At 57.9% G+C, this 19423-nt stretch carries 19 protein-coding genes; 8 read left to right on the top strand and 11 right to left on the bottom strand.

The annotated features are described in order from the left end of the window. Positions 1–147 precede the first annotated feature (147 nt). Positions 148–849: a hypothetical protein gene (locus GV818_RS20230; protein ID WP_161756699.1), complete on the top strand. Its 702-nt coding sequence runs from the start codon at positions 148–150 to the stop codon at positions 847–849. A gap of 105 nt (positions 850–954) precedes the next feature. Here the strand turns inward: GV818_RS20230 and glyA are convergent, their stop codons facing one another. Then, positions 955–2310 carry a serine hydroxymethyltransferase gene (gene glyA / locus GV818_RS20235; protein WP_161777348.1) on the bottom strand — a complete coding sequence of 452 codons (1356 nt, stop codon included), beginning with the start codon at positions 2308–2310 and terminating at the stop codon, positions 955–957. Between the two features lie 539 nt (positions 2311–2849). On the opposite strand from glyA, the gene GV818_RS20240 reads away from it, so the two are divergent. Then, complete coding sequence (locus tag GV818_RS20240; protein ID WP_161756701.1) at positions 2850–3452, top strand: helix-turn-helix transcriptional regulator; 603 nt, start codon at positions 2850–2852, stop codon at positions 3450–3452. Further along, positions 3439–4335 carry a queuosine precursor transporter gene (locus tag GV818_RS20245; protein WP_161777349.1) on the top strand — a complete coding sequence of 299 codons (897 nt, stop codon included), beginning with the start codon at positions 3439–3441 and terminating at the stop codon, positions 4333–4335. Before GV818_RS20240 ends, GV818_RS20245 begins: the two co-directional genes overlap by 14 nt. A gap of 64 nt (positions 4336–4399) precedes the next feature. Here GV818_RS20245 and queC read toward each other — a convergent pair whose 3' ends face one another. The 9 genes from queC to hmpA all read right to left on the bottom strand — a co-directional run bounded on the left by queC (position 4400) and on the right by hmpA (position 13605). Further along, entirely contained in the window at positions 4400–5098 is a 699-nt protein-coding gene (gene queC / locus GV818_RS20250; protein ID WP_161756900.1) for a 7-cyano-7-deazaguanine synthase QueC, read from the bottom strand. Between the two features lie 108 nt (positions 5099–5206). Then, on the bottom strand, positions 5207–5761 hold the full coding sequence (locus tag GV818_RS20255; protein WP_161756703.1) for a cytochrome b: 555 nt from the start codon (positions 5759–5761) through the stop codon (positions 5207–5209). Between the two features lie 155 nt (positions 5762–5916). Beyond that, positions 5917–6804, bottom strand: a complete 888-nt coding sequence (gene cyoE, locus GV818_RS20260) for a heme o synthase (protein WP_161756704.1) — start codon at positions 6802–6804, stop codon at positions 5917–5919. 10 nt (positions 6805–6814) lie between these two features. Next, on the bottom strand, positions 6815–7144 hold the full coding sequence (cyoD, locus tag GV818_RS20265; RefSeq protein WP_161756705.1) for a cytochrome o ubiquinol oxidase subunit IV: 330 nt from the start codon (positions 7142–7144) through the stop codon (positions 6815–6817). Beyond that, complete coding sequence (locus tag GV818_RS20270) at positions 7145–7771, bottom strand: cytochrome o ubiquinol oxidase subunit III (RefSeq protein ID WP_161756706.1); 627 nt, start codon at positions 7769–7771, stop codon at positions 7145–7147. A 3-nt stretch (positions 7772–7774) separates the two neighbouring features. Next, entirely contained in the window at positions 7775–9793 is a 2019-nt protein-coding gene (gene cyoB, locus GV818_RS20275) for a cytochrome o ubiquinol oxidase subunit I (RefSeq protein WP_161756707.1), read from the bottom strand. A 3-nt stretch (positions 9794–9796) separates the two neighbouring features. Next, complete coding sequence (cyoA, locus tag GV818_RS20280) at positions 9797–10741, bottom strand: ubiquinol oxidase subunit II (protein WP_161756901.1); 945 nt, start codon at positions 10739–10741, stop codon at positions 9797–9799. Between the two features lie 794 nt (positions 10742–11535). Beyond that, positions 11536–12045 (bottom strand): disulfide bond formation protein B, encoded by a 510-nt coding sequence (locus GV818_RS20285; RefSeq protein ID WP_161777350.1) that lies wholly within the window; start codon positions 12043–12045, stop codon positions 11536–11538. A gap of 378 nt (positions 12046–12423) precedes the next feature. Next, positions 12424–13605: an NO-inducible flavohemoprotein gene (gene hmpA / locus GV818_RS20290; RefSeq protein ID WP_161777351.1), complete on the bottom strand. Its 1182-nt coding sequence runs from the start codon at positions 13603–13605 to the stop codon at positions 12424–12426. Positions 13606–13761: 156 nt separating this feature from the next. Between hmpA and norR the strand changes: the two genes are divergently transcribed. From norR to GV818_RS20315, 5 genes are all read left to right on the top strand, one after another. Next, positions 13762–15318, top strand: a complete 1557-nt coding sequence (gene norR / locus GV818_RS20295) for a nitric oxide reductase transcriptional regulator NorR (protein WP_161777352.1) — start codon at positions 13762–13764, stop codon at positions 15316–15318. Between the two features lie 289 nt (positions 15319–15607). Beyond that, positions 15608–16510 (top strand): chemotaxis protein CheV, encoded by a 903-nt coding sequence (locus GV818_RS20300; protein ID WP_161756711.1) that lies wholly within the window; start codon positions 15608–15610, stop codon positions 16508–16510. Positions 16511–16513: 3 nt separating this feature from the next. Next, entirely contained in the window at positions 16514–16993 is a 480-nt protein-coding gene (locus GV818_RS20305) for a GNAT family N-acetyltransferase (protein ID WP_161777353.1), read from the top strand. Between the two features lie 97 nt (positions 16994–17090). After that, on the top strand, positions 17091–17417 hold the full coding sequence (locus GV818_RS20310; RefSeq protein WP_161777354.1) for a hypothetical protein: 327 nt from the start codon (positions 17091–17093) through the stop codon (positions 17415–17417). A 92-nt stretch (positions 17418–17509) separates the two neighbouring features. Then, complete coding sequence (locus GV818_RS20315) at positions 17510–18259, top strand: YkgJ family cysteine cluster protein (protein WP_161756714.1); 750 nt, start codon at positions 17510–17512, stop codon at positions 18257–18259. 39 nt (positions 18260–18298) lie between these two features. On the opposite strand, the gene GV818_RS20320 is transcribed toward GV818_RS20315, so the two are convergent. Continuing rightward, complete coding sequence (locus GV818_RS20320) at positions 18299–19354, bottom strand: methyl-accepting chemotaxis protein (RefSeq protein ID WP_372242108.1); 1056 nt, start codon at positions 19352–19354, stop codon at positions 18299–18301. Positions 19355–19423: the final 69 nt, after the last annotated feature.

Below are 19423 nucleotides of genomic sequence, written 5' to 3' on the forward strand. Positions count from 1 at the left end.
CGGGAATGTCGGTCTGTAGGGACACCTCGATCGGGCAGGCGCTTGGTCCGTGACAATAGTCTTCGGGTCCAATAGATTAGGCGCCCCCCGAAAATCCCCCTGGGCCTTTCGCGCCTCAAACCCGTTAAACCAAGTAGTGGATGTTCAATGCCTGATTCCAACCCCAAAGAATCCGTCGTCGCCTTGTCCAACAAGAGCGAATACGAAAACGCCATGCATCTTTCACAGCACGTGTCCCAGGCCAAGACCATCAGCGAGATGGTGCTCGACGCCTTTCACACCTCGAAAGAAAGTGACCAGATTCGCGAACTGCGTGCCGCTATTCGCCAGGCCCACGACCGCTTTGACGACGATACCGCCTATGAACTCATGGGCCAGCTCAAGCAGTTGAAGGATGCCGAGACCGCAGACCTCGCTGCCCTGGAAGACCTGAGCAAGAAATTCCCCATCAGCCGGATCCTCTCCAGCTACAAGGACGACCCGGACTTCCAGGAACTGGTCTACGGCCTGGCCCTGAAAGTGCTGAACCAGACCCACCAGGCCATCAGCAACCCCAGCGGCGGCAAGAGCAAGGCACGGCCGAAGAAGGAAATGGAAGTGTTCGCCATCAGCAAGGACGGCATCAGCGTCACCCTGCCGATGCGCCCGCGCTCCAAGGCCAACGTCGACCGTGAAGCCTTCGAATTCCTCGGCTTCGCCTTTGTTGGCGAAGGCGACGAGGCGGAGCTGGAAAGCGAGATGTTCTTCGACAAGGATGGCAACGAGCAGCAGGCCACCCGCAAGAACATCGTTACCGCGATCCAGCAGCAGACCGCGTTCGACGGCTACAGCGTGCAACAACAGCTGTAACCCGGCTCCGGTAGGCGCGAGCTTGCTCGCGAAAACCTCGGCAGCGCCTGCAGCAGACATGAAAAAGCCCCGTACTTCAGCGCGAAGCCGGGGCTTTTTCTTAGCTCAGCGATCCCCGTAGTCGAGGATGGGGTACATCGCGCACAACGCCTCGGTCTGTAGTCGGAACTGTTCCTGCAACGCAGGCTCCAGGTGGTACTTTTTCTCGCCAAGGGGCATCACCTTGTCCAGTATCTGACAAACCAGCTCGACTACCTCTCGGCACCCCTGGGGATCGATGTAGCGTTGGGCGATGGAGCCAGTACCGATACATAGCCCATTGGCGACAAATGACGATCGGGTTTCACCCGGTGCACGTTTTTTGTTCACGATGATGCCGCACTGCTCCAGTGCCGACTCTGCAATGGAACCGCTGATGCCGCCCCGCAAACGCAGCAGAATCATATGGTTTTCCGTCCCCCCGCCCACGACTTCGTAGTCCTGCGCCATAAACGCGCTGGCCATTTCATCCGCAGTGCTGCGAATCCGCGCCATATAGGCGTCGAACTCCGGGGACATGGCGTAGCCCAGTGCGGCAGCCTTTGCCGCAATCATATTGACCGCAGGTGCGCCCTGCATCCCGGGGTATACGGCTTGGTCGAGGATTCGGCTGAAGGTTGACCGCAGACCGGGAACCTTGGTGTGGGCGTCTCGGCCCGAAAGAATCAGGCCACCGCGAGGCCCTGCAAGTTGCTTGTGCGTACAGACCGTAGTGACGTGCGCCAGGTCGATCGGGCTCGGGTGGCGCCCCGTGGCAACCAGCCCGGCGATATATGAAATGTCTGCCAGCAGGATAGCCCCGGCCTCATCGGCAATCGCACGGAACCGCTGGAAATCCATGACCCGAGAATAAGCAGTCGCCCCACAGATGATGATCCGCGGACGATGGGCCAACGCCAGTTGGCGCACCTCTTCGTAATCGATGACGCCCTGGGAGGTGGTGCCGTAGCGGATCGCCTTGTAGTTGGCCCCCGTGAACGCCACAGGGCTGCCATGGGTAAGGTGCCCGCCGTGATCGAGGGCCATTCCGAGAACCGTATCCCCGGGCTCGAGCAGGGCACAAAGCACTTGGTAATTGGCGTTGGAGGCCGAGTGTGACTGCACACCGGCGTATTGGGCAGCAAACAGCTCTTGCGCCCGTCGGATCGCCAGGGACTCGACCAGGTCGACGTTCTCGCACCCGGTGTGATCGCGTCTGCCAGGAGTACCCTCCACCGTGACGTTGACCAGCGCCGAAGCTGACGCCGCCAGGGTTCGAGGATTGGCCGCGCAGGAAGATGAAACCAGGGACAGCGTGCGGTGTTGACGCGTGACTTCGGCGTCGAGGATCCTTGCCAGCTCGGGGTCTTCTGCTCGCAGGTCCGCCAAGCCACGCCGCAGCAGATCGGCCTGGCTCCTGAGTTGTTCAGTATCAGCTGCCATTATTCTGTGTCCCTTCCTTGAGTGTTGCGTGCCACGAACGACAGCACGCTTCCTTGATTTCACGTTCGTGTATGCACATCGGGCTGAACCTAGCCTTGGCGCAGACTGTACGAGGTGCAAATCAATTAATCAAAAAATTAAACACTTTCAAATTTAAATGATGCTTTTTTGGCAGAAAACCGAAACACCACCCTGGCGTAACTGCTGGACGTTCGCCGACAAGGATTACGACAACGAGCTACCCAGGCTTTATTGTCATGGCTGGTGCATGCAACACTCCCCCCTTGGCGACCCCCGAACCGATCCTTCTCAACGATTTGATCGCCCAGAATACCGACAGCGACATATCCCAGGATGGATATAGGCTGGCTAAAGGAGCATTAGCGAGTTGGTACAAACTACGGAAGAATCCGACGAGAATTTACCGCTGAGATCTAACCGATCTCAGCCTTGCTGATTGAGCAAATAAATATAATATCGCGCACGACAGCCATCAAAAGTTTAACGCGTGACGACTATAGGGAAATGGTGAGCACTTGATGCACAAAAGAGAAAGAACAGAGCATTTAAAGAGCAATATTAAATACCTGATAAAGAGTCGTGGCGAGACGCAACTATCTTTATGCAACGCCAGCGGCCTGACCAGAACGACCATTTATAATATTCTGGAAGGCAAGGTTACTAATGTACAGCAATCCACTATTAGAAAAATTTCTGATTTTTTCGGCGTTTCCTACGAAGAAATAGAAACCGTCGACTTTGAAGAGAAGGAGATCATCGACAGCAGTATTTCCCCTCAAGGCAATATGAACCCAGCGGCTGTTCCGATCTTCAAGGAAAGCTTGCTGATAGCCAACATGGACAAACGGATTGGTGCGCTGGCCACGCTGTACCCACTGACCTATTACTTCGGCACTGCCTACAACTTGATAGCAGTGCTACTGGAGCACGAAATCCATGGTAGGAATGAGCCCGGCGATCTTTTGATCATACAAAGAGGTTCTACGACTGACGACAAAGAAAAACTGGTGTACGACAGGCTGACAAAAAAGCTGTCTATCGTAAATGACACTATCTCCAGTTCAGACCACATGTGTGTCGTGGGCGATATCATTGAGGAACGCTTCAATGATATCGCCTGAAGCTGAAATCGAAAATAGCAAATACAAATTGCTGGGTTTTGAAAACAACAAGAACCTTGCCGTTATTATGGTTATCGCCACAGGCAAAGTTATCAGAGTCAAGTTAAAAGAAGTACTGAACAGCGAAATAATAGACAACTTAAACAAAACAGAAATTAAAAACCTGTATAGAAAACTTTACTCCCAAGGAGAGGCACTCACCGTTTACGACCTGAATGATCGTCACGAAAAATCATGGATGACATACATTGTACTGAGCCTGCTACTTGTTACGTTTTACATCTTCACCAGCATTGCTGCGACCAAACCGATTTATCTGGAACGATTCGATATCGTTATCACTCCAGGCACCTTTCTTTACTCTCTGACATTCTTAATCGTCGACTTGCTGAACGAAAACTTCGGACTCAGGCTTGCAAGAAAGGCGATTTTTTTTGCATTTGCAAGCACCGCCATGATCACCATCCTGCTTTATGCCTCAACCCTTCTCCCGGGGCTACCAGGCTGGAAGCTCGACACCCCCTATAACGACGTGATCACTCACGTATCTTCGGTACTAATAGCATCTTCTGTATCTTTTCTTATTTCTGAAAATATAAACTCATACTTACTATGCAAAATCAAAGAACTGACAAACTCCAGGTTCCTGTTCCTGCGGGTATTCTTGAGCACCTTTTTCGCGGTAATCATTGACAGCTTCATTTTCTGCTACATTGCGTTTTATGGGCTGATGCCGAATAGCAGTATCCTGAACATGATTTATGTTCAGATCGCGATCAAAGTATTTCTCGCATTCTTCAACATCTTGCCTGCCTATGGAGCAAGGTCCCTATTCAAACGGTACTTAGCAGGCTGTCAGGAAAAACAATGCAGCGTCCAGTAACTCAAGACATTTTTTAACACTCATCTGGTAGCTAGGCGCAGTGTTAAACTTCATCAACCTACGGTTAGTTCAGATCCAGCTTGTTCTTCAAGCTACTCATGAAGCCTGTTTTATTCTTCAGGTACTCATTCAAGCCTTTTGCGCGAAGGTTACACGCATCGCAACTAGTGCAACCACTGCCCAGAATGCCGTTGTAGCAAGTCAACGTATGATCGCGAATCAAGTCCAGTTGATTGTAGTAATCCGCCAGAGCCCAAGTCTCCGCCTTGTTCAGCCACATCAATGGCGTCTCAAGACGCAGTTTGTATTCCATGCCCAATTCAAGAGCCTTGTTCAAGGCCTTCACAAACTCATCCCGACAATCAGGATAACCAGAGAAATCCGTCTCACACACACCGGTAATGACGGTTTCAGCTTTCACTTGATAGGCATAAATAGATGCCAGGGTTAAAAACAGAATATTTCTTCCAGGCACGAAAGTGCTTGGCAAGCTTTCGCCAGAGCTGTTCACCGTCGGAACCGGGATATTGTCCCGGGTAAGGCTGCTGATCGCCAACTCGTTCAGCAACGAAACATCCATTACTTTGTGGACCGTCGCCCCCAGTTGTTTTGCAAGCCGCTGCGCCACTTCTATTTCCGCACAGTGCCGCTGACCATAATCAAAGGTAATGCAGTGCACTTCATCATAGAGCGGCAATGCCTGGATCAGACAAGTTGTCGAATCCTGTCCGCCACTAAAAACAATAACGGCTTTTTTCTTCATCATTCCGCTTCCTGCATGAGTAGAGTCATTTCAGTATTTTAAACGGCCCACTGACGTGCACTCAATAAAAAGCCCCGCACTTCTCTCGAAGGCGGGGCTTTTTTGGCCTCAAGCCCTGGCCGCACGCCCGGCCATGCGCCGCAGGACCTCCCACTGGCCTTTGCCACAGTGCAGGATCACCGCGCCGATGTGGCCGACGATCAGCACCAGCAGGGTCCAGCCCAGCAGGCTGTGGAAGCTGTTGCCCAGGTCGGTCATCCACTGGATCTTCGGCCCTTCGAAGCCGTTCATGATCGGCAGGCCGAAGGCGGTAAAGGCCCGGCCCGAGCCGAACTGGCGCAACAGCCCGAGAAACGGGATGGCGAACATCCCGGCATACAGCAACCCATGACCCAGCGTCGCGGCGAGGTTGAGGCTCGGTGGCCGGCGATGACGATTCAACAGCGCCCAGACCACCCGCACCAGCAGCAGGCCCATCAGCAGCAGGCCCACTTGCTTGTGGGTCGGCCAGAGGAATTCGTCCAGGGCCGAATCGGCCAACAGGTAATGTGCACCGGTGGTGCTGTAGATCCAGACAAAGGCCAATGCCATGGCCCAGTGCAGTCCGCGACTGACGACGCCATAACGCGCCTGCGAATCGTATAGTTCGATACGGCTTTCCATTACATCCACTTAGGTTCATCCACGAGCGAGGCATTTTACCCGGCCATGCAACCTCATCGGGCCGAAAAGCTTTAAATGATGTGACGGCCCCCGAAGCGCTATAAAAAAGCCCCGCGCTTCTCTCGAAGGCGGGGCTTTTCTGTGGCCTGGACAGCTTAGTGCGCGTAGGTCAGCAACAGCTCGGTCGGGGCCTTGAAATCCACCGACATCATCACGCTCAGCGCGGTGATGGTGAAGATCGAGAACACGAACAGCTTGCGCGCCCACACGGTGTCATCCACCGCCTTGTAGCCGGTCCAGGCCATGTACAACCAGTACATGCCCATCGCCGCCGCTACCGCCAGGTAGCTCATGCCGGCGTAACCGCTGAAGGTCAGCATCAGGGTCGCTACCAGGAATGCCAGGATGTAGAGCAGGATGTGCTTCTTGGCCACGCGGATCCCACGCTTCACTGGCAACACCGGAATCGATGCAGCCAGGTAATCGTTGAAGCGGAAGATCGCGATGGCATAGGAATGCGGCATCTGCCACAGGCTGAACATCACCAGCAGGGTCAGTGCAGCCATGTCGAAGCTGTTGCTGACCGCGACATAGCCGATCACTGGCGGCATGGCCCCCGACAGACTGCCCACCAGCGTGCCGTGAACCGACTTGCGCTTGAGGTACAGGCTGTAGAACCCGACGTAGATGACAAAGCCGATTACCGCGAACAACGCGGCCAACGGATTGGCCACGTAGTACAGCAAGGCGACGCCGGCAATGCCGAGGATGGAGGCGTAGACCAGGGCCGCTTCCAGGGAGATCAGGCCCTGGACCAGCACGCGGTTCTTGGTGCGCTCCATCTTCAGGTCGATGTCACGGTCGATGCAGTTGTTGAACACGCAACCGGACGCTACCACCAGCGAGGTGCCGATCATCGCGGCCAGGAAAATGGCCAGATCGACATGCCCTTTCGAGGCCAGGAAAAACCCGCCTGCCACAGAAAGCACGTTACCGAAAATGATCCCCGGTTTGGTGATTTGGATAAAGTGCTTGAGCGACATCGGGCTTACCTCACTTCGCCATCATGACGGTGTGGATGCTGAACATGATCCACAACGACAGACCAACCAGCAGAACAATGACCAACGCGGCGAAGATGAACGCGACGACGTTGTTGCGCTGCGCTTCGGAGCGGTCCAGATGGAGGAAGTACACCAGGTGCACCAGCACCTGGATCACCGCGAACGCCAGGACGATCCACAGGGTCACGTCTTTGGGCAGCGATGGGTACATCACCAGGCCGAATGGAATCACTGTCAGGATGACCGACAGGATGAAGCCGATGGCGTAGGATTTGACGCTGCCGTGGCCGGCTTCGTCGTGGGAGTGTGTGTTAGCCATTTACATAGTCCCCATCAGATAAACAACGGTGAATACGCAGATCCACACCACGTCCAGGAAGTGCCAGAACAGGCTCAGGCAGCTCAGACGGGTCTTGTTGGTCGCCGTCAGGCCTTTTTTCTGCACCTGATACATCATGATCGCCATCCAGATCAGACCACTGGTCACGTGCAGACCGTGGGTACCGACCAGGGTGAAGAACCCGGACAGGAAGCCGGAGCGGCTAGGGCCGTAGCCTTCGGAGATCAGCAGGTGGAACTCGTTGATCTCCATGCCGATGAAGCCCAGGCCGAACAGGAAGGTCATGGCCAACCAGCCCAGTACCTGCTTCTTGTTGCCCCGGAAGAACGCCAGCATGGCGAAGCCGTAGGTGATCGAACTGAACAGCAGCAGAGCGGTTTCGCCCAGTACGTATGGCAGTTCGAAGATGTCGTGGCCCGACGGGCCACCCGCTACGTTGTTAACCAGTACCGCGTATACCGCGAAGATCGACGCAAACAGAATGCAGTCGGTCATCAGGTAGAGCCAGAAACCGAATACGGTCATCTCGCCCGAGTCGTGGTGATGGTCATCGTGCCCATGGTCATCGACATGGGCGTGTCCAGCATTGGTCACTAAGTTCGACATGGATTAAGCCTGTTCCAACGAGGTTTCAACACGGGTAGCCGGGATCTTGTTCTCCGATACCAGACGCTTGTGCTGTTCGGCTTCGATGCGTTCGATCGTCTCGACCGGCACCATGTAGCCTTGATCATCACGGGCAGCGTGGATCGCGAAATAGATCACGGTGCCGGCCAGGCTTGCGATGGCCAGCCACCAGATGTGCCAGATCATGGCGAAACCGAACACGGTCAGCAGAGCCCCCATGACCACACCGGTAGCGGTGTTGTTGGGCATGTGGATCGGCTGGTAGCGACCTGGCTGCGCGTAGGCAGTGCCGTCTTCCTTGGCTTCGGTGAACGGGTCGATGCCTTCGGCTTTCGGCAGTACCGCGAAGTTGTAGAACGGTGGTGGCGACGAGGTCGACCATTCCAGAGTGTGAGCATTCCATGGGTCGCCGGAGACGCACATGTTCTGCTTGCGATCACGCACACTGACGTACAGCTGGATCAACTGGCAGGCGATACCTACCGCGATCATCACTGCACCCACCATGGCGACGTACAGGTACGGCACCCACTCAGGGTTGGTAGTGGCGTTCAGACGACGGGTCATGCCCATGAAGCCCAGTGCATAGAGCGGCATGAACGCGACGAAGAAGCCCGAGATCCAGAACCAGAACGCAGCCTTGCCCCAACCTTCATGCAGCTTGAAGCCGAAGGCTTTCGGGAAGTAGAAGCTGAAGCCGGCGATGTAGCCGAATACCGCGCCGCCGATGATCACGTTGTGGAAGTGAGCGATCACGAACAGGCTGTTGTGCAGGACGAAGTCGGCACCCGGGATGGCCAGCAGTACGCCGGTCATGCCGCCGATGGCGAAGGTCACCATGAAGCCCAGGGTCCACAGAACCTGGCTGGTGATGCGCAAGCGGCCGTGGTAGATGGTGAATAGCCAGTTGAATAGCTTCACCCCCGTCGGGATCGAAATCAGCATCGTCGCCAGGCCGAAGAAGGCGTTGACGCTGGCCCCCGAACCCATGGTGAAGAAGTGGTGCAGCCAAACCATGAAGCCCAGGATCGAGATCGCGCCGGAAGCGTAGATCATCGAGTGGTGGCCGAACAGGCGTTTGCCCGAGAAGGTCGAGATGACTTCGGAGAAGATGCCGAACGCTGGCAGGATCAGGATGTACACCTCGGGGTGACCCCAGGCCCAGAACAGGTTCACGTACATCATTGGATTGCCACCAAGTTCATTGGTGAAAATGTGGAAATCCATGTAACGGTCAAGCGTCAGCAGTGCCAGGGTAGCGGTGAGGATCGGGAACGAAGCGACGATCAGCACGTTGGCCCAGGTGCAGGTCCAGGTGAAGATCGGCATGTCCATCATCTTCATGCCTGGGGTACGCATTTTCAGCACGGTGGCCAGGAAGTTGACCCCGGTTAATGTCGTACCTAGCCCGGATAGCTGGAGCGCCCAGATGTAGTAGTCCACACCCACGCCCGGACTGTATTGCAGGCCCGACAGCGGCGGATAGGCAACCCAGCCGGTCTTGGCGAATTCGCCAACGCCCAGGGACAGGTTGATCAGCACCACGCCCGACACCAGCAGCCAGAAGCTCAGGGAGTTGAGGAACGGATAGGCCACGTCACGCGCGCCGATCTGCAGCGGCACGACAAGGTTCATCAGGCCGGTGAAGAATGGCATCGCCATGAAGATGATCATGATCACACCGTGGGCGGTGAAGATCTGGTCATAGTGTTCAGGTGGCAGGTAGCCAGGCGAACCCTCGGTGGCCATGGCCAACTGGGTACGCATCATGATGGCGTCGGCAAAACCGCGCAGCAGCATGACCATGGCGACGATGATGTACATCACGCCGATTTTCTTGTGGTCGACCGACGTCAGCCACTCGGTCCACAGGTAGGTCCACTTCTTGAAGTAGGTGATTCCCGCGAAAAGCGCCAGACCACCGAGCGCGATCATGGCAATGGTCACCATGACAATCGGCTCGTGGAACGGAATCGCGTCCAGACTTAATTTACCAAACATCGTTTACTCCTCTGCCCCGGCAGCTGAATGCGAACTCACGTCCATTCCTTGCGTTGCGGCAACTTCCTTTTCTTTCTTCTCGTGCTTGAGCGGCGAGCCCGGTTTCATGCCTTCGTACTTGTCGACGATGGTCTGGAACAGGTTCGGTGCGTACGCGGAGTAGAGTTCTACAGGGTTGTTTTGGCTTGGCTTGGAAAGGGCTTCGTATTCAGCGGTGTCCAGCTGTTTAGGTGCCTTCTTGACTTCATTTACCCAGGCGTCGAAATCTTCTTGAGTGGTTGCGACCGCTTTGAATTTCATGCCGGTAAAACCCGCGCCGCTGTAGTTGGCGGAGATACCTTCAAGTTCGGTGTTCTGGTTGGCAATCAGGTGCAGCTTGGTGGTCATGCCCGCCATCGCGTAGATCTGGCCGCCCAGGCCCGGGATGAAGAACGAGTTCATCACGGTGTCGGAAGTCACCCGGAAATTGACCGGGGTATGGGCCGGGAACACGATCTTGTTGACGGTGGCGATCCCTTGGTCGGGATAGATGAACAGCCACTTCCAGTCCATGGCGACCACTTCGATGGTGATCGGCTTGACGTCGGAATCCAGCGGACGGTAAGGGTCCAGGGCGTGGGTCGACTTGTAGGTGATGTAACCCAGGGCAATGATGATGAGCACTGGAACCAGCCACACCGCGATCTCGATCTTGGTGGAGTGGGACCACTTCGGCGCGTAGGTCGCTTCCTTGTTGGAGGCGCGATATTTCCAGGCGAAGGCGAAGGTCATGATGATGACCGGCACAACCACCAGCAGCATCAGGATGGTCGCCGTGATGATCAGGTTTCGTTCATCCAGACCGACCTGACCCTTGGGATCGAGCAAGGTCCACTTGCAGCCTCCCAGCATCAACATGCCGAGCAGCGGCAATAAGCCTAGTAATCGGGGGTACCTGTTTTTACTCATCTCACGACCTCTAAAGCAGCTTGCGCAATGCAGTTGGGTTTTGATCGCCAACACTTCACCCTGCCAAGGGTTGGCATTTTTCTTCAATTGAATAAGGGCCTGCCCGTTGCGTTAAACGCTCAACGACACATCCCGGGCTAGCAGTGGTTCTTATTCGATCTCGTGGTCAAAGGCCTTGTTACAGACCAATTCCATTTGGTGCGGAAGTTTGGAAGGTGCCGACACCCGCAGTCGCATAGAGCGCTCAATCCGCCCCTCGACCGTCCACGTGTGCTCAGGGTTGAGCAGCGTCGGAAATTCAGTGCGGGCGATTGTAGATATGTCGCGTTTTATAAACCATGTCTTATCCCGAAATAATTTTTATCACTGGGCGCAACAATCGCGCATGATTGTTGCGAAGGACTTCAATCATATCGATTTTCATTCGCAACAAAAACCAAAAAAAAGACCTGGGAAATGCTCCATCCATGAGCTTGAGAAGCCGTTGAAGGCGGCCTTTCATAGGGCTTCACCCCTTGTAAAACGGGGTCTGTGAAGATTTGTATAGATAGCAGGCTATGATTTTTGCCTGGCTGCCCGACATACACAAACTGACAGGCTTCAATTGAACCAGTCAGCCTGAATGCAGTCTGTTGAAACACTTCCACCGCCCCTCTATGGTCGCGACAGTGTGACAACATGTCGCACTTCTGCCGCACCCGCACTTGCCGTAAATCACGGACTTTTCAGGTGTCGAATGAACCACATGAAAAAGCCCCGACCCCTGCAGAGGGACCGGGGCTTTTCCGGGTAAATCAGTAGGTTTTCTTGCGATTGCGGATGATCCCCAGCGGAACCAGGATCACCGTCAGCACGAACGCCAGCAGGGCCCATTGGGCCAGAGACAGCCCAAGGATCGGCGGATAAGGCGTTGAACAGAAACCGTCGACCTGAAACCCCAGGGGAAAGATTGCTGCCAGCGGCAGGCTGTCGACAATCGGCTGCAGCACGTCGATGCCACAGCTCACTGCCGGGTAGAACTGGGTGTACACATGGTGCCCGGCCACGGCGACACCAAAGATGGCGCTGATGACTACCAGGGTTTCCATGATGGTGATGCCGCGTCTCGAACTCATGGCCGCGCCGATGAAGGCAAAGAGCGCGATCAGCAGCAAGGCATAACGTTGCAGGATGCACAGTGGGCAAGGCGCCTCACCCAGCACCACCTGCATGTACAAGGCACCACCGATCAGCGCCAGGCAGATTATCCCCAGTAGTACCAAGAAGCGCCGTTCACGCCCTAAACGCAGTCTGTCGTCACTCATCCCTATTCCCTTTATGTTGTGTATTCAGCCTGCCTGCCGGCACTCGCGGCGCCAGGCGGAGGCTGTCTTAAAAATGAACCCGTGGACCGTGACCCGGTCCGTGCTCGCAGTGGCGTACCCGGCTGCCGGGAAGTCTACACGTTGAACATGACCTTTGAATGCAGGGGCTTGGTGCCAATGCAGGGCCACAGAGCTGCCTCGCAGCCGCAGTTCTACTCAGTTGCGGACAATAGCGATAAACAGGTTAAGAGTGGATTAACCGTTGTACGAAATGTACTGAAATGGCGGGATTGCATAAAGGAAGCCGTCCAGACCGGAAGTCTGGATCACGCTTGGGGAAGGGAAAAGGCCGGTCCTGGAACAGAACCGGCCGGGGTATCACTCCAGGGCCGCTGCCGGGCCAAAGAACTCATAGCGACTCTGCTGCTCGGGAATGCCCAGGGCCTTCAGATGACGCTTGATCGCCGCCATGAACCCCTTGGGTCCGAGGAAGTAGGCATCCAGGTCCCGCTGCTCAGGCAACCATTGCGCCAACTGCTCCCGGGTCAACAGGCCCAGCTTGTCGGCCGCCGGGCTGATGCCGTCGTCCTCGGCGTAGCAGTAGAAACGCTTGAGCTGTGGATGACGCTGGGCCAGACCGTCAACCCAATGGCGAAAGGCATGCACCTGGCCGTTGCGCGCGCAGTGGATGAAATGCACTGGACGCTCGGTGGCCAAGGCGGCTTCCAGCATTGCCAGGGTCGGGGTAATGCCCACCCCGCCGCTGATCAGCACCAGTGGCTTGTCGCTGTCCACCAGGGTGAACTCACCGGCGGGTGGAAACAGCATGATGCTCGCGCCCACCGGACATTGATCATGCAGGTAGTTGGAGGCCACGCCACCGGTTTCGCGCTTGACGCTGATACGGTACTGCCCCTGGCTGGCAAGCGCCGACAGCGAGTAATTGCGGCGTATTTCCGCACCGTCGACCAACAGCTGCAAACCGATGTACTGGCCTGGCTCGGCGGCAAGGATCGGCCCCTGGTCCGCCGGCTCGAAATAGAAGGAGGTGATTTCCGCACTCTCTTCCACTTTACGCACCAGCTTGAACTCCCGCGCACCACGCCAGCCGCCCGGTGCCTGGGCCTTCTGGTCATAGATCGCAGCCTCGGCACCGATCAGGATATCCGCCAGTTGGTTATAGGCCGCACCCCAGGCGCTGATCACCTCAGGAGTGGCGATCTCGCTGCCCAGCACTTCGGAGATCGCCCGCAGTAGGCAGGTGCCGACAATGGGGTAATGCTCCGGCAGGATCTGCAGGGCCACGTGCTTGTTGATGATCTTGGCCACCAAGTCCCCCAGTTGATCCAACTGGTCGATGTGCCGGGCATACATCAGTACGCCATTGGCCAGGGCCCGGGGCTGATCGCCACTGGCCTGGTGCGCCTGGTTGAACAGTGGCCGCACCTCCGGGTACTCGGACAGCATCATCCGGTAGAAGTGAGTGATCAGGGCTTCGCCACCGCTTTCCAGCAGGGGCACAGTGGCTTTGATAATGGCGCGATCTTGAACGCTTAGCATAAGGACAACTCCTGGACTTTTTGACTGCTTGCAGGTTGTCCTTGTCATATCAGTTTTCGTGCCATAAATATTATCTATATAAATCAATAACTTAATAAATTAATAGTCAAAAAGACACACATGCATTTATAGTCATTAAGACTATACGGAGTCATTATGACTGCAAAATCCCTACTAACGACCCTGCTGCCCCTGGTGACCGACCTGTCACGGGAACTGCCCGAGGGCGAGCGCTACCGCCGCCTGCTGGAAGCCCTGCGCGCCCTGCTGCCCTGCGATGCCGCGGCGCTGTTGCGCCTGGATGGCGAATGGCTGGTGCCACTGGCGGTCAACGGCCTGAGCACCGACACCTTGGGCCGGCGCTTCAAGGTCAGTGAGCATCCACGTTTTGTCGCCCTGCTCAGCAGCCCCGGGCCGACCCGTTTTGCCAGCGACAGTGAATTGCCGGACCCTTACGACGGTTTGGTAGAAGGCTTGGATGAGCACTTGGAAGTGCATGACTGCATGGGCTGCCCACTGTTCATTGATGAGCGCCCCTGGGGCTTGCTGACGCTCGATGCCCTGGACCCGCAACGTTTCGAGCCCATCGAACTGGATGCCCTGCAAGCCTTCGCCAGCCTCGCTGCCGCCACCGTCAGCGCCGCCGAGCGCATCGAGCGCCTGGCCCAGCGCGCCGAGAACGAGCATCAGCGGGCCGAGGTCTACCGCCAGGCCAGCGGGCAAAACCGCGAGATGATCGGCCAGAGCAAGGTCCATAAACGCCTGCTGGAAGAAATCAACCTGGTGGGTGGCAGCGACCTGACGGTGCTGATCACCGGTGAGACCGGAGTCGGCAAAGAGCTGGTGGCCCAGGCCATTCACGCCGCCTCGCCCCGAGCCGAACAACCGATCATCAGCCTCAATTGCGCAGCCCTGCCTGACACGCTGGTGGAGAGCGAGTTGTTCGGCCATGTACGTGGCGCCTTCACCGGCGCCACCCAGGATCGCCGAGGCAAATTCGAGCTGGCCAATGGCGGCACCCTGTTTCTCGATGAGGTGGGCGAGTTGTCACTCACGGTGCAGGCCAAGCTGCTGCGGGTGCTGCAAAGCGGCCAGTTGCAGCGCCTCGGTTCGGACAAGGAACACCAGGTGGACGTGCGCCTGATCGCTGCCACCAACCGTGACCTGGCGGAAGAGGTGCGTAACGGTCGCTATCGCGCCGACTTCTACCATCGCCTCAGCGTTTATCCGCTGCGGGTGCCAGCCCTGCGTGATCGTGGCCGCGATGTGCTGCTGCTCAGCGGTTACTTCCTTGAGCAGAACCGCTCGCGCATGGGCCTGGGCAGCCTGCGCCTGAGTGCCGATGCACAACAGGCGCTACTGGCCTACAGCTGGCCGGGCAACGTCCGCGAACTGGAGCACCTGATTGGTCGCAGTGCCCTCAAGGCCCTGGGCAGCTGCCGCGAGCGGCCGAAGATTCTCAGCCTGGATGTGGCAGACCTGGACCTGCCCCGTGTCAGTGAAAAGGAGCACGTGACAGCCGAACCCAGCCTTGAAAGCGCCCCCGTAGCGTCCATCAACGGTGACTTGCGCCAAGCCACTGAGCACTACCAGCGCCAATTGATCAACGCCTGCCTTGAACGGCACCAGCACAACTGGGCCAGTGCCGCCCGTGAGCTAGGCTTGGACAGGGCCAACCTCAATCGCCTGGCCAAGCGCCTGGGCCTCAGGTAGGAGCCGGCTTACCAGCGAAGAATGCACCATGGACTCGAGGACGCCCTGACCCTGGGTTTCGCTGGCAAGTCAGCGCCGACAGCGCAACCTAGAGCCCATGAGAGTCGGCTTGCCAGCGCAGAGAACAGCGCTGACTCGCTGACGACCACGCCGTCGCGCAAGAGCCGCGTGCGACAGGCCGACGGAAAGCAGGGTTGCCGCTAAAGCCAGGCCTGAACACGTCGATAACCCGTTATCAATGGTTGTCCGTGGGTCGAGCCACGAGCCAATTTTTCCATAGAAGGTTTTTATGTCCTCCACCAAAGCCCGCGCAGACTCGCTTTCGCTTCTGCTGTTTACCTTGCGTAGCGGCAAGCTGATGGCAATCAACCTGCTCAAGGTCAGTGAAATCATTCCTTGCCCGCCCCTGACCAAACTGCCGGAATCCCACCCCCACGTAAAAGGCATCGCCACCTTGCGGGGCAACTCCCTGTCGGTGATCGACCTCAGCCGAGCCATCGGCGAACGCCCCCTGGCGGACCCGGACAGTGGCTGCCTGATTGTCACCGACGTCAGCCGCTCCAAGCAGGGCCTGCACGTGCAAGCGGTGAGCAAGATCGTGCATTGCCTGACCACCGATATCCGTCCTCCACCCTTCGGTTCCGGTGGTATCAAGTCCTACATCACCGGGGTGACCCAGGTGGACGGAACCTTGGTGCAAGTGCTGGACATCGAGAAGGTCATCCACGGCATCGCCCCGGCACAGATCGAGACCGCGCCCACCGAGCTGAGCATGGAAGATGCCGAGGCCCTGGGCAATGCCCGCATCCTGGTGGTGGACGACAGCCAGGTGGCGCTGCAGCAATCGGTACACACCCTGCGCAACCTCGGGCTGCAATGCCACACCGCCCGCAGCGCCAAAGAGGCCATCGACTGCCTACTGGAACTGCAAGGCACGGCCAGCGAGATCAACCTGATTGTCTCGGACATCGAGATGTCGGAAATGGACGGCTACGCCCTGACCCGGACCCTGCGGGAAACCCCGGACTTCGCCCACCTGTACGTGTTGCTGCACACCTCGCTGGACAGCGCCATGAACAGCGAGAAAGCTCGCCTGGCCGGCGCCAACGCGGTGCTCACCAAGTTCTCCTCGCCAGAACTGACCCGCTGCCTGATCGATGCGGCCAAAGCCATCGCCACCCAAGGCGCCTGACGCGTGACCGGGACCCACTGCCTGCTGATGCGCCGCGAGCTGATCGCGCCGCAGGTCGCCCCTCAATGGCCGGCCGGAATCACTGTGCAGCACTACACCCCAGAGCAGGCGCAAGCCGTGCATCAGTTGCTGCAACTGGCCTATCTCGACGGCGGCGGCCAGATTCCGACGTTGGAGCGTTGGCTCAAGGCCTTTGAAACCGATGCCGAATACGACCCCGAACTGTGCCTGCTGGTGCGAGACGCCGCAGGATTAGTTGGCGTCGCCCAGTGCTGGACAAGCGCCTACATCAAGGACCTGGTGGTGCACCCTCGTGCCCGTGGCCAGGGGCTGGGTCGCGCCTTGTTGCAACAAGCCCTGGTGATGTTCGCCGAACGCCGGGAAGGCTTTGTCGATCTTCGGGTACTGGAAGACAACCTGCCTGCCCGCCGCCTGTATGAAAGCGTTGGCCTGCATGTAGTGCGTCGCGAACTGCTGCCCTAGGCACTGGGCAGCGGCCCAAGATTCCTGGCCCGATCCCGGGGCCGCATGCCGCGCAGAAAGCACGACTCCCCCTTGCACACCACGAGGTGCGATCTTCATGAATGCCCAAGTCCTCGGTTTCATCTGCCTCAGCATCCTCACCTGCCAGGCCCAAGCCTCCAGCAGTGAAGCCTGGGAGGCCCTGGATAAAGCAGTACTGAACAGTTGTACCCAAGCCAGCGGCTTGAAGAACCCCAAGCCTGTTGGCAACACCGCGCAATTTCCCGACCAGGTCGGCTACACCGCACTCCTGCTGCAAGGCCAATACCCGCAGAAACACCTGCAGGGCCGATCAGGCATCGAGCTGTGCCTGTACAACAAGCAAACCGGTAAAGCCGCAATCAGCGAATGGGACTCTATCCGTCCAGTAACCAAGACCCGGTGAATGGCGCATAACTTGCTTTGAGACTGCCCCAGCAACGTCGATGACGGCATTGGCGACGTAACCTCCGTTTGTCCACAAGGGTCTTTCGCTCCATGAACACTCAGTTTTCCTGCGTAGGTTGCGGCAAGTGCTGCAACGATCACCATGTGCCCCTGACCCTCGCAGAAGCCCGGGCTTGGGCCGCCGACGGCGGTCAGGTGATCGTGCTGGTGGAGGCCTTTCTCGACAACGGCCTGGGCCTGCCGGCGCACCAGCGCGAGCATGCCGAACGCCGCTCCTGCCGGGTGCTCAGTGGCAGTGCCGAAGCCTATGTGGCGATTACCTTTGCCGCCTACAACGTCGGCCCCTGCCGGAATCTTGACGAAGATCAGCTGTGCAGCATCTATGAACGGCGGCCGCTGGTGTGCCGCATCTATCCCATGGAGATCAACCCGCATGTTCCCCTCAACCCTCTGGCCAAGGACTGCCCGCCGGAATCCTGGGAGCAGGGCCCGCAACTGATCGTGGGTGGCGAACTGGTGGATAAGCAACTGGCCGAACTGATCCAGCGCTCGCGCCAGGCCGACCGCGATGATATCCACACCAAGGAAGCCATCTGCGCCTTGCTGGGCATTCGCACCACGGCGCTCAAGGGGGATGGTTTCACCGCCTACCTGCCCAACATAGCGGCCCTGGCCACTGCCATCGATCAGGTCCAGGCGGCACCGCCAGCGGCATCGAATCCACCCTGGCGCTTTCATCTGTCCGGGGACGAAATCGCCGGCCAAGTCCAGGCCGCCGGCGCCCAGGTAGTCAGCGAAACACCCCTGGACTACGTATTCATCTCATTGCGAGCCGCCTGACACGCCGCCTTGCAGAAGCCGGCGTACCGACGAACAGCCCTAGCCGCGCTTGTGCCAGAACTCCAGGGCCAACTGCCGCAAATCCCCCGCCAGCCCGGCCACGTCGCCCGAGTTGGCGTGACTCAGTTGGCCGGCGGTAACCGTAGCCTCACAGGCATTGCGAATGCCGATGATGTTGCGGTTGATGTCTTCGCTGACGGCGCTCTGCTCTTCCACCGCCGCGGCAATCTGCAGGCTCATCTCGGTGATCTGGTTGACCCGCTGGCTGATGCCATCCAGGGCCAGCGCGGCACGCTGAGCCTGATCGACGCTGCTCTCGACGTGCTGGCTGCTGTGCTGCATGGCTTCTACCGCATTGCGCGCACCGTTTTGCAGGGTGCTGATCATGCGCTGGATCTCGTTGGTGGAGTCCTGGGTCCGCTGGGCCAGCCCGCGCACCTCATCCGCCACCACGGCAAATCCGCGCCCCTGCTCCCCGGCCCGCGCCGCCTCGATCGCCGCGTTAAGGGCCAGCAGGTTGGTTTGCTCGGCGATGCTGCGGATCACCTCCAACACCCCGGAAATATCCGTGCTGTGGCTCTCTAGCTGATGAATGACTTCGGTGGCACGCGCCAGCTCGCTGGCCAGCCGCAGCACTGCACTGCGGCTTTCACCCACCAGTTGATGGCCTTCACGGGTTTCGTTCTCCGCCTGATCGGCCGCCACCGAAGCTTGCTGGGCATGGGTCGCGACCTCAGCCACGCTGGCCGCCATCTGGTGAATCGCGGCCGCCACCTGATCGGTTTCGGCCTGCTGCTCCAGGGTGCTGTTGTGGCTGCTGTGCAGATGCTCGACCAACTCCGCCGCATGCCCGGCCAGACGCTGGGAGGCATCGCCGATCCGGCCCACCACTGCGCCCACCTGGGCTTCGAGCATCTGCAAGGCAAATTCGATACGCCCGAACTCATCCGCGCGCCCCGTGTAGATACCCTGGCTCAAGGGGTTGTCACCGATCTGCCGGGCGCGTTCGCTAAGCCGGTTCAGTGGGCGCAGTTGCAGGCTGACGCCCGTCACACTCAGGCACCACCCCATGGCCACCACCGCGCCCTGGAGCATCCAGGACTCCGGCAACAACCACACGGAGACGCCGTAGGTGCCAATAAAGCTGGCACTGATCGATGTCCA

It is taken from the genome of Pseudomonas sp. Fl4BN1, from assembly GCF_009908285.1.
Taxonomy (GTDB): domain Bacteria; phylum Pseudomonadota; class Gammaproteobacteria; order Pseudomonadales; family Pseudomonadaceae; genus Aquipseudomonas.

Coding starts and splice junctions, on each gene's coding strand:
- GV818_RS20230 (WP_161756699.1), top strand. CDS start 148: ATGCCTGATTCCAACCCCAAAGAATCCGTCGTCGCCTTGTCCAACAAG.
- glyA (WP_161777348.1), bottom strand. CDS start 2,310: ATGGCAGCTGATACTGAACAACTCAGGAGCCAGGCCGATCTGCTGCGG.
- GV818_RS20240 (WP_161756701.1), top strand. CDS start 2,850: ATGCACAAAAGAGAAAGAACAGAGCATTTAAAGAGCAATATTAAATAC.
- GV818_RS20245 (WP_161777349.1), top strand. CDS start 3,439: ATGATATCGCCTGAAGCTGAAATCGAAAATAGCAAATACAAATTGCTG.
- queC (WP_161756900.1), bottom strand. CDS start 5,098: ATGAAGAAAAAAGCCGTTATTGTTTTTAGTGGCGGACAGGATTCGACA.
- GV818_RS20255 (WP_161756703.1), bottom strand. CDS start 5,761: ATGGAAAGCCGTATCGAACTATACGATTCGCAGGCGCGTTATGGCGTC.
- cyoE (WP_161756704.1), bottom strand. CDS start 6,804: ATGTCGCTCAAGCACTTTATCCAAATCACCAAACCGGGGATCATTTTC.
- cyoD (WP_161756705.1), bottom strand. CDS start 7,144: ATGGCTAACACACACTCCCACGACGAAGCCGGCCACGGCAGCGTCAAA.
- GV818_RS20270 (WP_161756706.1), bottom strand. CDS start 7,771: ATGTCGAACTTAGTGACCAATGCTGGACACGCCCATGTCGATGACCAT.
- cyoB (WP_161756707.1), bottom strand. CDS start 9,793: ATGTTTGGTAAATTAAGTCTGGACGCGATTCCGTTCCACGAGCCGATT.
- cyoA (WP_161756901.1), bottom strand. CDS start 10,741: ATGAGTAAAAACAGGTACCCCCGATTACTAGGCTTATTGCCGCTGCTC.
- GV818_RS20285 (WP_161777350.1), bottom strand. CDS start 12,045: ATGAGTGACGACAGACTGCGTTTAGGGCGTGAACGGCGCTTCTTGGTA.
- hmpA (WP_161777351.1), bottom strand. CDS start 13,605: ATGCTAAGCGTTCAAGATCGCGCCATTATCAAAGCCACTGTGCCCCTG.
- norR (WP_161777352.1), top strand. CDS start 13,762: ATGACTGCAAAATCCCTACTAACGACCCTGCTGCCCCTGGTGACCGAC.
- GV818_RS20300 (WP_161756711.1), top strand. CDS start 15,608: ATGTCCTCCACCAAAGCCCGCGCAGACTCGCTTTCGCTTCTGCTGTTT.
- GV818_RS20310 (WP_161777354.1), top strand. CDS start 17,091: ATGAATGCCCAAGTCCTCGGTTTCATCTGCCTCAGCATCCTCACCTGC.
- GV818_RS20315 (WP_161756714.1), top strand. CDS start 17,510: ATGAACACTCAGTTTTCCTGCGTAGGTTGCGGCAAGTGCTGCAACGAT.
- GV818_RS20320 (WP_372242108.1), bottom strand. CDS start 19,354: ATGCTCCAGGGCGCGGTGGTGGCCATGGGGTGGTGCCTGAGTGTGACG.